The 14,521-nt window shown below is 64.6% G+C and carries 9 protein-coding genes and 1 riboswitch; of the genes, 6 read left to right on the forward strand and 3 right to left on the reverse strand.

Translation table 11 applies throughout. The features are described 5' to 3' along the window. Positions 1–22 precede the first annotated feature (22 nt). The gene (metF, locus tag WDO72_17445; GenBank protein ID MEJ0087462.1) at positions 23–937 is read left to right on the forward strand and encodes a methylenetetrahydrofolate reductase; all 915 of its coding nucleotides are present in this window, start codon (positions 23–25) and stop codon (positions 935–937) included. After that, entirely contained in the window at positions 930–4,655 is a 3,726-nt protein-coding gene (gene metH / locus WDO72_17450; protein MEJ0087463.1) for a methionine synthase, read from the forward strand. Before metF ends, metH begins: the two co-directional genes overlap by 8 nt. 101 nt (positions 4,656–4,756) lie before the next feature. Here metH and WDO72_17455 read toward each other — a convergent pair whose 3' ends face one another. The 3 genes from WDO72_17455 to WDO72_17465 are packed head-to-tail and all read right to left on the reverse strand — an operon-like array spanning position 4,757 to position 7,333. After that, positions 4,757–5,491 (reverse strand): ABC transporter ATP-binding protein, encoded by a 735-nt coding sequence (locus WDO72_17455; GenBank protein ID MEJ0087464.1) that lies wholly within the window; start codon positions 5,489–5,491, stop codon positions 4,757–4,759. Beyond that, on the reverse strand, positions 5,492–6,307 hold the full coding sequence (locus WDO72_17460; GenBank protein ID MEJ0087465.1) for an ABC transporter permease subunit: 816 nt from the start codon (positions 6,305–6,307) through the stop codon (positions 5,492–5,494). A 12-nt stretch (positions 6,308–6,319) separates the two neighbouring features. Next, positions 6,320–7,333 carry a putative urea ABC transporter substrate-binding protein gene (locus WDO72_17465; GenBank protein MEJ0087466.1) on the reverse strand — a complete coding sequence of 338 codons (1,014 nt, stop codon included), beginning with the start codon at positions 7,331–7,333 and terminating at the stop codon, positions 6,320–6,322. A gap of 121 nt (positions 7,334–7,454) precedes the next feature. After that, a riboswitch (guanidine-I (ykkC/yxkD leader) is annotated at positions 7,455–7,566 on the reverse strand. A gap of 206 nt (positions 7,567–7,772) precedes the next feature. Between WDO72_17465 and WDO72_17470 the strand changes: the two genes are divergently transcribed. From WDO72_17470 to atzF, 4 genes are all read left to right on the forward strand, one after another. Next, the gene (locus WDO72_17470; GenBank protein MEJ0087467.1) at positions 7,773–8,480 is read left to right on the forward strand and encodes an urea amidolyase associated protein UAAP1; all 708 of its coding nucleotides are present in this window, start codon (positions 7,773–7,775) and stop codon (positions 8,478–8,480) included. After that, positions 8,477–9,106, forward strand: coding sequence for an urea amidolyase associated protein UAAP2 (locus WDO72_17475; GenBank protein MEJ0087468.1), 630 nt, complete (start codon positions 8,477–8,479; stop codon positions 9,104–9,106). Before WDO72_17470 ends, WDO72_17475 begins: the two co-directional genes overlap by 4 nt. Positions 9,107–9,197: 91 nt before the next feature. Further along, complete coding sequence (locus WDO72_17480; GenBank protein MEJ0087469.1) at positions 9,198–12,725, forward strand: 5-oxoprolinase/urea amidolyase family protein; 3,528 nt, start codon at positions 9,198–9,200, stop codon at positions 12,723–12,725. Further along, complete coding sequence (atzF, locus tag WDO72_17485; GenBank protein ID MEJ0087470.1) at positions 12,722–14,518, forward strand: allophanate hydrolase; 1,797 nt, start codon at positions 12,722–12,724, stop codon at positions 14,516–14,518. The genes WDO72_17480 and atzF overlap by 4 nt, the downstream gene beginning before the upstream one ends. Positions 14,519–14,521: the final 3 nt, after the last annotated feature.

Here is a 14,521-nt window from a genome sequence, read left to right on the forward strand (position 1 = left end):
AAGGTTCGCATCACGTAACTATATGACTGTCATCAGGAATTCCATGTCCCGCTCACGCCCCGTCTCTGTTTCCTTCGAGTTCTTTCCGCCTGGCGACGACGCCATGGAAAGGACGCTGTGGGAATCCATTCGTTACCTCGAACCGCTGAGCCCGCGCTTCGTGTCCGTGACTTATGGCGCGGATGGCAGCACGCGGGAACGCACGCACAACGTGGTCTCGCGGGTGCAGAAGGAAACCTCGCTCAATTGCGTTCCGCACCTCACCTGCATCGGCGCGAGCCGCGGTGAAGTGCTCGACATCGCGCGCATGTATTGGGACCAGGGCATCCGCCATATCGTGGCGCTGCGCGGCGACGCGCCGACCGGCACGGTGAAGTATGAGCCGCGCGAAGACGGCTTCGCCTACGCCGCCGATCTCGTGAAGGGCCTCAAGTCTGTCGGCGAATTCGAAATTTCAGTCGCCGCGTATCCGGAGAAACATCCCGAGGCCGAAAGCGCGGAGCTCGATCTCGACAACCTCAAGCGCAAGATCGACGCCGGCGCCACGCGCGCGATCACGCAGTTCTTCTACGACACCGAGCTGTACCTGCGTTTCCGCGACAACTGCGCGGCGCGCGGCATCAGCGTGCCGATCGTGCCGGGCATTCTGCCGATTACACGGTTCCCGCAGGTCACGCGTTTCGCGAAGCGTTGTGGTGCGTCGATCCCCGACTGGCTGGAGCACCGCTTCGACGGTCTCGAGGAGAATCCGGAGACGCGCAAGCTGATCTCCGCCGCGGTGGCCATCGAGCAGGTGCACATGCTGCAGCGGCACGGCGTGGATCAGTTCCACTTCTACACGCTGAACCGCTCGGAACTGACCTACGCCATCTGCCATGCGCTCGGCGTGCGTCCGCACGTTCATGCGGACAAACCGCGGAAGGCTGCGAATGAATAAGCCCGCGGCTGAAGGCCAGCGCGCCGCCGCGCTGCGCCAGTTGTTCGCCGAACGCATCGTCATCCTCGACGGCGCGATGGGCACCATGATCCAGCAGCACAAGCTGGATGAAGCGGCGTTCCGCGGCGAACGGTTCAAGGACTGGCCGAGCGACCTCAAAGGCTGCAACGATCTGCTGGTACTGACGAAACCCGCGTTGGTCGCTGACATCCATCGCGAGTTCCTCGAAGCCGGCGCGGACATCGTGGCGACCAACACGTTCAACGCGACCTCACTGTCGCTGGCGGACTATGGCCTCGAAGCGCTGGTCTACGAGCTCAATTTCGAAGCCGCGAAACTCGCGCGCACCGTCGCCGCGCAGCAATCGGAGAAGTTAGGCCGTACCTGCTACGTGGCGGGTGCGCTGGGGCCGACCAGCCGGACGGCGTCTATTTCGCCCGACGTGAACGATCCCGGTTTCCGCGCCGTGACGTTCGACCAGCTCGTGGCCACTTACAGCGACGCAACGCGCGGCCTCATCGCCGGCGGCGCGGACGCCATCCTGATCGAGACCATCTTCGATACGCTCAATGCCAAGGCGGCTATCTACGCCGTGCGTTCGACGCTCGATGCCGAAGGCGTCGACCTGCCGATCATCATCTCGGGCACGATCACCGACGCTTCGGGCCGTACCTTATCCGGCCAGACGGTGGAAGCGTTCTGGGCGTCGGTGCGCCATGCCAAGCCGATCACGATCAGCCTGAACTGCGCTCTCGGCGTCAAGCAGCTGCGCCCGTACGTCGAGGAGCTCTCGCGGCTCGCCGATACGAATGTGGGCGTGTATCCGAACGCGGGCCTGCCCAATGCGTTTGGCGAATACGACGAAGCGCCGGAAGACACCGCGAAGGTGCTCGGCGAATTGGCGCACGCCGGCCATCTGAATTTCGTCGGCGGCTGTTGCGGCACGACCCCCGCGCACATCAAGGCGATCGCCGATCGCGTGCGTTGCGAGCCCGTGCGCCAGAAGAAAGAACATGTGCCACGCCTGGAATTGTCCGGCCTCGAAGCGTTCAACCTGACCGACGACATCCGCTTCGTGAACGTGGGCGAACGCACCAACGTCACGGGTTCGGCCAAGTTCCGCAAGCTGATCGAAGCCAACGACTATCCGCAGGCGTTGTCGATTGCGCGCCAGCAGGTGGTCGACGGCGCGCAGTTGATCGACGTCAACATGGACGAGGGCATGCTCGATTCGGAAGCGGCCATGGTGCGCTTCCTGAATCTCATCGCCGCCGAGCCCGATATCGCACGCGTGCCCGTGATGATCGATTCGTCCAAGTGGACGGTCATCGAAGCGGGTCTCAAGTGCATCCAGGGCAAGGGCGTGGTGAATTCCATTTCGCTCAAGGAGGGCGAAGAGGCCTTCCTGCTGCATGCGCGCAAGGTGCAGGCCTACGGCGCCGCGGTGGTCGTCATGGCATTCGACGAGAAGGGCCAGGCGGACACCATCACGCGCAAGATCGAGATCTGCGAGCGCAGCTACAAACTACTGGTGGGGAAGCTGGACTTTCCGCCCGAAGACATCATTTTCGATCCGAACATCTTTGCGATCGCCACCGGCATCGAAGAGCACAACAACTACGGCCTGGATTTCATCGAGGCCACGCGCGAGATCCGCAAGCGTTGCCCGCATTCGCACATCTCGGGCGGTGTGAGCAACGTGTCGTTCTCGTTCCGCGGCAATGAGCCCGTGCGCCAGGCCATGCACTCGGTGTTCCTGTATCACGCGATCCAGGCGGGCATGGATTTCGGCATCGTGAATGCCGGCCAGCTCGCCGTGTACGACGACATTCCGAAAGACCTGCGTGAGCGCGTCGAGGACGTGATCCTCAATCGGCGCCCCGACGCGTCGGAGCGCCTGCTCGAGATTGCCGTCAACTACAAAGACGGTGGTGCGCGCGAGCGCAAGGAAGATCTCGCCTGGCGGCAGTTGCCGGTCAAGGAGCGGCTGAGCCACGCGCTGGTTTCGGGCAACGATCAATTCATCATCGAAGACACGGAAGAGGCGCGGCTGGCATCGGAGCATCCGCTGCATGTCATCGAAGGCCCGTTGATGGAAGGCATGAACGTGGTCGGCGACTTGTTCGGGTCGGGCAAAATGTTCCTGCCGCAGGTGGTGAAATCCGCGCGTGTCATGAAGAAGGCGGTGGCGCATCTCATTCCGTTCATCGAGGCGCTGGCCGACGGCGTGCAGAAGACCAATGGCACGGTGGTGTTGGCCACCGTGAAGGGAGACGTGCACGACATCGGCAAGAACATCGTCGGCGTCGTGCTCCAGTGCAACAACTTCGCGATCGTGGATCTGGGCGTCATGGTCTCCTGCGACAAGATTCTCGATACCGCGGAGAGGCTGGGCGCGGACATGGTGGGGTTGTCAGGCCTCATCACGCCGTCGCTGGAAGAGATGAGCCATGTCGCGAGCGAGATGCAGCGGCGCGGGTTCAAGGTGCCGCTGTTGATCGGTGGCGCGACCACGTCGCCCGCCCATACCGCGGTCAAGATCGATCCCAACTACGAAGGGCCGGTTGTCTACGTGAAGGATGCCTCGCGTGCCGTGGGCGTGTGCCGGCAGCTGGTCACGCCGGAAATGAAGCCTGCGTACGTCGCCGAGGTGAAGGCTGAGAACATCCGCCGCCGCGAGCAACACGCCGGCAAGAAGATCAAGGGCGCGCAACTTACGCTCGGCCAGGCGCGCGCGAACCGTTTCAGTTGCGACTGGGCTAACTACAACCCGCCGGTGCCGCGTTTCCTCGGCGCCAAGGTGTTCGAAGATGTGCCGCTGAGCGCGTTGACGCCCTATATCGACTGGATGCCGTTCTTCAATGCCTGGGAGTTCACCGGCAGGTTTCCGGACGTGTTGAGCGATCCGCTGCGCGGTCCTGCGGCGACCTCGCTGTACAAGGATGCGCAGGAGATGCTTGCGACCATCGTGCGCGAGCACTGGCTGCAGGCGCGCGCCGTGGTCGGGTTCTTTCCGTGCAACAGCGTCGATGAAGAGATCGAGGTGTACAGCGACGCGACCCGTTCGCGTGTGTTGCATCGGCTGCATCACCTGCGCCAGCAGAAGGGCAAACCGTCCGGCCAGCCGCACTATGCGTTGTCGGATTTCATCGCACCGAAGGATTCGGGCAAGGTCGACTACATCGGCGCGTTCGCGGTGACGGCCGGCGTCGGCATCGAGAAACATCTCGAACGGTTTGCCAAGGCGCATGACGACTACAACGACATCCTGTTGAAGTCGCTCGCGGATCGCCTGGCCGAGGCGTCAGCCGAAGCGCTGCACCTGCGCGTGCGCCGCGAACTGTGGGGTTATGCGCCGGAAGAGCGTCTGACCAACGAACAGCTGATCCAGGAAGTGTATCGGGGCATCCGGCCCGCGCCGGGGTATCCCGCCTGCCCGGATCACACGGAGAAAGGCACGTTGTGGCAGATGCTGGATGTCGAGCGGGCCGTGGGGATCCAGATCACCGAGAGTTACGCGATGTATCCGACCGCCGCAGTGAGCGGCTGGTATTTCGCGAACCCTGAGTCGAAGTATTTCGCCGTCGGCCCGATCGACCTCGACCAGATGCAGCACTACGCCGCGCGCAAGGGCTGGTCCGCCGCCGAGGCGCGCAAGTGGCTGATCTCGAATCTGGAATCAAGAGTGACCGCCGATCCGCACGACGAAGCGGCGTAGGTGCCGTTTAAGGTGCCGGGTGGGGAAAGTGGGGAAAGCGCCCGTTCGGCCAGGTCGTGCGAGAACCGGGCGCGCTTTCCCCACTTTCCCCACCCGGCACCTTAAACGGCACCACTCCGCCGCGTCAGCGGCATGTCGTAGGTGACATTCGCCCCGTACCGTTCCGGCGACTGGGGATCGTGACGCAGCTTGTCGAAGGTGAGCAGACGGGTGCCCAGCATGAAGCTCTCCTGGATGTCGTGCGACACCATGAAGATCGTCATGCGGTTATCGGACCACAGTTTCAGGATCAGCTCGTGCATGTCCGAGGTGACGCCCGGATCGAGCGCGCCGAAGGGCTCATCCAGCAGCAGGATCTTGGGTTTGCAGATCACGGCCTGCGCGATCGACAGGCGCTGCTGCATGCCGCCGGACAACTGCGCGGGATAACGATCGCGCGCGGGCGCGAGTCCGACTGAGTTCAGCATTTCCAGCGCCGAGTCGCGTGCCGCACGCCGCGCGCTGCCGAACAACCTGCCCATGAACTTCGAGCGCTGCAGCTCGAGACCCAGCATCACGTTCTCGAGCACCGTCAGATGCGGGAACGACGAGTAACGTTGAAACACCACGCCTCGCGCCGGATCGGGCTCGGGACGGATCGGAACTCCATCGATGAGGATCTGCCCGCGCGACGGCTGCTCCATGCCGAGCAACATCTTGAGAAACGTGGTCTTGCCGCAGCCGGACGCCCCGACAATCGTCACGAACTCGTGATCGGCGATTTCGAGCCGCAGGTTTTCGAGCACGACCTGGGCCCCGTATTCCTTCCAGACGTTTCGAATGGAGACCGTGGCCACCTATTGCCCCGGCTCGGCCCAGCGAAAGGCGCGTGAGCGCAGCAGCCGCAACAACGCATCCGTTCCGACGGCTAACAACGTGATCCACAACACGTATGGCAGGATCACGTCCATCGCCAGATAGCGCCGCACCAGGAAGATCCGGTAGCCGAGACCTTCGGTGGCCGCGATGGCTTCCGCCGCAATCAGGAACAACCAGGTCGAACCCATCGACAGCCGCAGCGAATCGATGAGCCGCGGCCACATCTGCGGCAACACCACGCGCAGCACGATGTGCCAGGTAGATGCCCCCAGCGTCTGCGCCTTGATCAGCTGCTCCTTCGGCAGCTCGCCGACGCGTAATGCCAGGTCCCGCGCGATGCAAGGCGCCGTGCCGATCACGATCAACGCAACCTTCGACGTTTCCTCGAGCCCCAGCACGATGAACAGGATGGGCAACACGGCCAGCGGCGGAATCATCGCCGCCGTCGAGAGCAGCGGCGACAGCAACGCGCGCAGGCGCGGCACGACGCCGATCGCAAGCGCCAGAGCCAGTGCGCTGCTGGCCGAGATCAACAGTGCGATGCCGATACGCCGCACGCTGGCCCAGGTGTCCACCCAGAAGAGCACATGGCCACTGCGTTTATCTGCTTCGAAGGCGTAGTTGTGAAACGTGTCGGCGATGGTGCCGAGCGCGGGCAACAACTTGTCGTTGGGATTTTCGGCCAGCCGCAGGTGCGATGCGATCACGTAGATGAACAGCAACGCCACGAAGGGCAGTACACCCAGGGCGATGCTCGTGCCTCGCCCGGGGTGCTGGTTGATCAGTCGCCGCACGGAATCGTGCGATCAGAGCTTGCCGTCAGCCGCCAGCTTCATGTACGTCGGATCGAAGCGCATCTTGACGTTGGCCTTGTCGCCGAGCGACGCACCCGCCGGGAATTCGATTCCCACCGCGTCCACGGTCTTCGCGCCTTCACCCAACAAGCCGTGATCGAACGAGAACTTGCGCACCAGGTCCATCTTCTTCACGAGGTCCGGGCTGGTGGTCGCCGCGACCGCGCTGACCGGGGTCGCATACAGGTAGGTAGTCGCGAGCTGGCCCTTGAAGCCGGCCAGATCGGTGCCGGACGCCTTGGCCATCGACGTGAGCGCGGCGGTCGCCTTCGCATCCTTTGCCTGCATCACGGCCAGCGTCTCGTACCACGCGCCGACCAGGGCCTTGCCCAGCTTGGGATTGGCCTTGAGCGTCGCGGTGTTCACGACCATGAGATCGAGGATCTCGCCAGGAGTCTTGCTCGAATCGAACACCAGCGTGGTTTTCGGCATCGCGGCGACTTCGGCCAGCTGCGGCTTCCAGGTGACGGTGGCCGTGACACCGGGCGTCGCAAACGCGCCGACGATATCGGCGTCCGACGTATTCACCACCTTGATGTCCTTCTCGGCCAGCCCGACCGAACTCAGGCCGCGCGCGAGCAGATAGTGGGATACGGATAGTTCGACGAGATTGACCGACTGACCCTTGATGTCGGCGAGCTTCTTGCCTGCGCCCTTGAGGACGACACCGTCGTTGCCATTCGAGTAGTCGCCGACGATCAGCGCGGTGGAGTCGACGCCGCCCGCGGACGGGATGGTCAACATGTCCATGTTGGTCATGACGCAGCCGTCGAACTTGCCGGCCGTGTACTGGTTGATCGACTCGACGTAGTCATTGATCTGCGTCAGTTCGATCTTGATGCCGTATTTGTCGGCCCACTTCTTGAGAATGCCGCTCTGGTTGGCGTAGTCCCATGGCATCCAGCCGACGTAGATGCTCCAGGCGACTTTGAAACTGGTTTTTTCCGCCGCTTTGGCGGGTTGCATCGCAAGAACCGCGATGCAGACGATCGTGAAGGTCAGAAGCGTTCGCGTCAGCAGGCGTGCCGACGCGACCGAAGAGTGGATCAGGCGCATGAGAGTCTCCCGTGTTGTTAGTGCATCAGGCATCTCCCGGGCTTTTGTCCCGCCGTGTATCCCCGGCACAGCTTGGCGTACCACTGGATTGCGTCTCTCGGACCAGCGTCGATGACTCGACCGGAACCCTAGGCGCACATTACTGGCCTTGGTTTTTGCAAGAGATGTGCCGCGGCACTTCGGCCGCGCCGGACTGCTCGATGTCGGGAAGAGGTGCTTTGCTGCACCATGCGCAAGCAGCGGCGCTAACAAGCGCACGAATAGAGGGCGGCTTCGCGCCCGAATCCTTTGCCCGCGTTCGGGGCGTGTGTGCTCGTGCTGGTACATACCTTGCACCACGCCAATCCGCATGACGCTGTTGTGGGAAGAAGAAATCGCGGGCGGCTCGCACTGGTCGGGGGTCATACGCCGTGGCGTGGTGCTGCGCCTGACCGCGGCCGCCGCCGACGCCAATGTCGCCGCGCTCTTCTTCAATCGCGAGCAACCGCTCGAGCGCTACAACATGGCCGATACGCTCAAGGCGCAGCACACGGCGCATCTGACCACCGGATGCGTTTGTTACACGGACATGGGCAGGATCGTCTGTTCGATCGTCGCCGACAGCTGCGGCTGGCACGATCCGCTGTGCGGACTCACCGACGACGCCCTGATCGCGGCAAGGTACGGCGCCACGCGATTCCAGGAGCAACGCAACGCGCGGTACGTCAGCGGCCGGCAAGCGATGCTGGTCGAGCTGGGCAAGTTCGGCCTCGGCGAACGCGATCTGGTCGCCAACATCAACTTTTTCAGCAAGGTAGTTGCCGATGAAAGCGGCGCGCTGAGTCTTGTGCCCGGTCACGCGAAGGCCGGCGACTTCGTCGATCTGCGCTTCGAGATGGACGCGCTGGTGTTGCTGCACGCCGGTCCGCACCCGCTCGACTCCGGCGGCGCGTATGCGCCTTCCGCCATATCGCTGCGGGCCAGTCGCGGTGAAGCACCGGCGGCGGACGATGCCTGCCGCGTGCGTTGTCCGGAGAACACGCGCGGATTCATCAACACGGAAAGATCGTACGCATGATGAAGACCGCGTCGGGCGCGACCTTCGACACCGTGGTTCCGGCTGGCGAACCGTGGATGGGAACCGTGGTGCGAGGCCAGCGCCTTCGCATCGTCGATCTCGAAGGCAACCAGGCGGTCGACACGCTCTTCTACAACGCGCGGGACACCGCCGAACACTACAGCGCACAGAACACCATCCAGGCGCAGCGCGGCATCTACCTCACGACCGGGACGGTGCTGCTGTCCAATCGCGGCCGGCCCATGCTGCATATAGAAGAGGACACCTGCGGGCGCCACGACACCCTCGGCGGCGCCTGTTCGGCCGAGAGCAACACGGTGCGCTATGCGCTCGAAAAGCGCTCCATGCACAATTGTCGCGACAGCTTCCTGCTGGCGCTGGCCACGCACGAGCAAGGCCTGACGAAACGGGATCTGCCGTCCAACATCAACTTCTTCATGAACGTGCCGGTCACCCCGGAAGGGCAGCTACGTTTTGCCGACGGCGTCTCCGCCGCCGGCCGCCACGTGCAGTTGCGCGCGTTGATGGATACGCTGGTACTGATTTCGAATTGTCCGCAACTCAACAATCCCTGCAACGCCTACAATCCGACTCCGATCCGAGTCATGACCTGGGAGAGCGCTTGAACGCGCGCTCCCGCCAGCGGGACGACCTGTCTGGAATCTCCGTCACCGCCGGGACGACCTGGCGCAGCACCCCGAAGGGTGGACCTGCGCAATGTTCAAGAAAGTCCTGATCGCGAATCGCGGCGCCATCGCGTGCCGCATTCTCCGCACCACGAAAAAGCTGGGTGTCGCTTCGGTCGCCGTGTATTCGGAAGCCGACGCCCAGGCGGCACACGCGCGGCTGGCCGACGAAGCGTGTTTGTTAGGCCCGTCTCCGGCCGCCGAGAGTTATCTCAACGCCGCGAAGATTATCGAAGTCGCGCATGCGACGGGCGCCGAGGCGATTCATCCGGGATATGGGTTCCTCGCGGAAAATGCGAACTTCGCGGCAGCCTGCGAAGCGGGGGGCATCGCGTTCATTGGGCCGACGCCGGAACAGATGCGCGCGTTCGGCCTCAAACACACGGCGCGCGAGCTCGCCCGGCAGTGCGGTATGCCGCTGTTGCCGGGCACGGGCCTGTTGGTGCAGCTGGAAGATGCGCTCGAAGCAGCAACGCAGATCGGCTACCCGGTGATGCTCAAGAGCACCGCGGGCGGCGGCGGTATCGGCATGCGCCGCTGCGATTCGGCAGAGGAGTTGAGCGCGGCGTTTGCCAGTGTGCAGCGGCTGGCCGCGACCAATTTCAGCGACGCCGGCGTGTTCCTCGAAAAATTCGTCCGGCGCGCGCGGCACGTGGAAGTGCAGTTGTTCGGAGATGGGCGCGGCAAAGTCATCGCGCTCGGCGAACGCGACTGCTCGGTGCAGCGGCGCAATCAGAAAGTGATCGAGGAGTCGCCGGCGCCGGGTTTGAGCGAAGCGACGCGCGCCGCACTGGCGCAGTCCGCGGTGCGGCTCGGTGAGACGGTGGGGTATCGCTCCGCGGGCACGGTCGAATACGTGTTCGATGCCGAGAGCGGCGCGTTCTATTTCCTCGAGGTGAACACGCGCCTGCAGGTGGAACACGGCGTCACCGAGGCAGTCGGCGGCATCGACCTGGTCGAATGGATGATCCGCACGGCCGCGGGCGAGCCGCCGGACCTTGGCGCGCACCTGCATCGCCCGCGCGGCCACGCGATCCAGGCGCGCATCTATGCGGAAGATCCGGCGCGCAATTTCCGCCCGTCGAGTGGTTTGCTGACGCGCGTTGCGCTGCCGGCCGGCCTGCGCGTGGATGGCTGGGTCGAGACGGGTACGGAGGTCACGGCGTTCTACGATCCGCTGCTGGCCAAGGTGATCGCGCATGCCGATACACGCGAGGCGGCGATCGAGGTGTTGTCGGATGGTTTGAGCGGTTCGTACGTCGATGGCATCGAGACGAATCTTCCGTACCTCGTGTCCGTGCTGGGGCTGCCGGTATTCCGCGCGGGGCAACAGACGACCGCGCTGCTGGCCACGCATCACCTGCAGTCGCCGGGCGCGGAGGTGCTGGACCCCGGCACACTAACTACCGTGCAGGATCTGCCCGGCCGGGTCGGGTTGTGGAACGTGGGGGTTCCGCCGTCCGGGCCCATGGACGCGCTCGCGCTGCGGCTCGCCAATCGCATGGTGGGAAACCCGGAGGGCACGGCGGCGCTCGAGATGACGGTGTCCGGCGCCACGTTGAAATTCGCCAGCGATACGGTCATCGCACTCGCCGGTGCGACGATGGAAGCCTGGCTCGACGACGAACCCGTTGGTTTCTGGGAACCGATCGCCGTGTCCGCGGGAAGTACCCTGCGCCTCGGGCGCATCGTCGGTGCCGGACAACGCAGCTATCTGGCGGTGCAGGGTGGACTCGGCGTCCCCGAGTATCTCGGCAGCAGATCGACGTTCACACTCGGCCGCTTCGGCGGTCACGGTGGCCGCGCGCTGCGCACCGGCGATGTGTTGCGGCTGAAGGGTACGGCCAAGGATCTCGCGGGCTGCGTGAGTATCGCGGCGCCTGACCGGCCGGCGTACACATCGGCGTGGGAGTTGGGCGTTACGGATGGCCCGCACGGCGCGCCGGATTTCTTCCAGCCTGCCGACATCGACGCGTTTTACGCCGCCGACTGGGAAGTGCACTACAACTCGAGCCGCACCGGCGTGCGATTGATAGGGCCGAAACCCACGTGGGCCCGCACCGATGGCGGCGAAGCCGGGCTGCATCCCTCCAACATCCACGACAATGCCTACGCCATCGGCAGCGTCGACTTCACCGGCGACATGCCCGTCATCCTGGGTCCCGATGGTCCGAGTCTCGGCGGTTTCGTCTGCCCGGCCACATTGATCGACAGCGAATTGTGGAAGCTCGGACAACTGCGTCCCGGCGATCGCGTGCGATTCCGGCGCGTGGCAAAGCCCGGCGCACGCGCGGGCAATCCGTCCATCCTGCTCGAACTGCCGGCAACCTCGAGACACGCGGCGATCTGCGTGCGCCGCGCGGGCGAGAGCAATGTACTCGTGGAATTCGGGGACGCGGAGCTGGATCTCGTTCTGCGCTTCCAGGTGCAGGCGCTGCTCGAGGCACTTCAGCAGGCGGCGCGCCCGGGCGTTCTCGATCTGACGCCCGGCATCCGTTCCCTGCAGCTGCATTTCGATTCCGCGCGTGCGCCGCTCGAGTCCCTGCTCGGCTGGCTGACAGAGACTATAGACAGGCTCCCCGCGGTCGAAGACATGCAGCTGCCGAGCCGCATCGTCCATCTGCCGCTCTCGTGGGACGATCCGGCGACGCAGGCGGCGACGCGCCGTTACGAACAATCCGTGCGGGCCGATGCGCCCTGGTGTCCTGACAACATCGAGTTCATCCGGCGCATCAATGGACTTGCGAGCCGCGACGCCGTTCGCGACGTGGTGTTCAGCGCCAGTTACCTGGTGATGGGACTGGGCGATGTCTACCTGGGCGCTCCCGTGGCGACACCGCTGGATCCGCGCCATCGCCTCGTCACCACCAAGTACAACCCGGCGCGCACCTGGACCCCGGAGAATGCGGTCGGCATCGGCGGCGCCTATCTATGTGTGTACGGCATGGAAGGGCCGGGTGGATACCAGTTCGTCGGCCGCACCATCCAGATGTGGAACCGGTTCCGCGAAAGCGCGGATTTCCGTGACGGCCGCCAATGGTTGCTGCGGTTCTTCGATCAGATCCGCTTCTATCCCGTGAGCGCGGACGAACTACTGACATTACGCGCCGGCTTTCCGTACGGGCGTTTTCCGCTGCGGATCGAGGAATCGACGCTCAGCCTGGGCGAGTACCTGGCGTTCCTCGAGCGCGAACGCGACTCCATCGAAGCATTTCGAGTGCAGCAGCGTGCGGCTTTCAGCGCGGAACGCGAGCGCTGGCGCCAGGCGGGGCTCGACGAATCCGCGCCGGTCGACCCCCCGCGACGAACCGAACCCACCGCGATCCCCGACGGTTGCATTGCCGTGACCTCGGGCGTGTCGGGCAGCGTCTGGCAACTCAAGGTGCAGGCGGATCAGGCAGTGAGCAAAGGAGAAACGCTCGTGATCATGGAGTCCATGAAGATGGAAATCAGTATCGTCGCGCCGCTCGCGGGTACCGTGCTCGAAGTCCGCGCCGCCGAGGGGCGGCCCGCCAATGCCGGCGATACCTTGTTGGTCCTGAAACCGGAGCAGCCATGACTCTCGACCTGTCGTTGTTTGCCTTGAGGCGCGACTACCAGAGTGGCGTGTTGACGCCGCTGGCCCTGGTGGAACAGCTGATCGCGAAGCGGCGCGACTACGCCGCGCACAACATCTGGATCAGCCAGGTCGATGACGAAGCACTGCGTGCGCAGGCACGTGTCTTGATGGAGCGCGGCCCGGGATCGCTGCCCCTGTACGGCGTGCCGTTCGCCGTCAAGGACAACATCGATTTCGCGGGGCTGCCGACCACCGCCGGCTGTCCCGCCTTCGGTTTCCAACCGCCGGTTTCAGCGCCGGCCGTACAGGCGCTGATCGACGCCGGTGCCATCGTGCTTGGCAAGACCAATCTCGATCAGTTCGCCACCGGTCTGGTCGGCACGCGCTCTCCTTATGGCGCGTGCCGCAACAGCTTCGATCCCGCCTACATCAGCGGCGGATCGTCGAGCGGGTCGGCCGTTGCCGTGGCGCTCGGCCTCGCGAGTTTTTCGCTGGGTACGGATACCGCCGGTTCCGGGCGGGTACCGGCCGCATTCAACAACCTGATCGGCTACAAACCCACCTTGGGTAGTTTGAGCATGCGCGGGGTCGTGCCCGCCTGCCGCTCGCTGGATGCGATGTCCATCTTCGCGCTCACGGCCGAGGATGCCGCCAGTATCGCCAAGGTGGCGATCCGGTTCGATGCGGCCGACGCCTGGTCGCGGGTGGCCGGAAAGCCGCGGCGCGGCGGGTGGGGAAACGCGCCGTCGTTCCGCTTCGCGATTCCGAAAGCCGGACAACTCGAGTTCTTCGGCAACGCGGCCTACGCCACTTTGTTTGCGGAATCGATCGAGCGGCTGAAGTCCCTGGGCGGTGACGCGGTGGAGGTCGACATCGAGCCGCTGCTCGAAACCGCGCGCCTGCTGTACGAGGGGCCGTGGGTGGCGGAGCGATATCTCGCGACCGAATCCTTGTTGACGGAAAACCCCGCGGCGATGTTCGAGGTCACGCGCAAGATCATCGCTGGCGGCGCTGAACCGCGGGCGACCGCTGCATTTCGCGCCCAGTATCGCCTGAAGGAACTGATCCGCCGGGCCGAGCCGATGTGGGCCGCGGCCGACGTGTTGCTGTTGCCGACCGCAGGCACTCACTACCGCATCGACGAGGAAACCGCCGATCCGATCCGGCTCAACAGCACGCTCGGGCGTTACACCAACTTCGTGAATCTCATGGACCTGGCCGCCATCGCGGTGCCCGCTGGGTTCACACTGCATAAGCTGCCGTTCGGTGTCTCGTTGATCGGGCCGGCCTGGAGCGACGACGATCTGCTCGCGCTCGGCGGCCGGCTGCAGCGAGCCGGCGTGAACACGATGGGCGCGACCGGTTTGCCGCTGCCGGCCGCTCCGCCCGTCGTGACGGCTCCGGGTTTCGTCGACGTCATGGTTTGTGGCGCGCACCTCACCGGGCTGCCGCTCAACTGGCAGCTGGTAGATAGAGGGGCATGGCGGTTGGCCAGCACGCGCACCGCGCCGCGATATCGCTTCTATGCGTTGCCCGGCGGGCCGCCATTCCGTCCGGGGCTGATCCAGGTCGCGGAGGGCGGCGTAGCCGTCGACTGCGAGGTGTGGCGCATGCCGGTCGAACACTTCGGTTCGTTTGTCGCGGGGATTCCCGCGCCGCTCGGCATCGGCAAGGTGAAGCTCGAAGACGGCACCGAGGTCAGCGGCTTCATGTGCGAGGCGTTGGGTGTCGCCGGCGCGGAGGACATCAGCGAGCTCGGCGGCTGGCGGCAATACCTCGCACGGCCGCGTTGATCG

The organism is Pseudomonadota bacterium, assembly GCA_037200975.1.
GTDB lineage: Bacteria > Pseudomonadota > Gammaproteobacteria > Steroidobacterales > Steroidobacteraceae > CADEED01.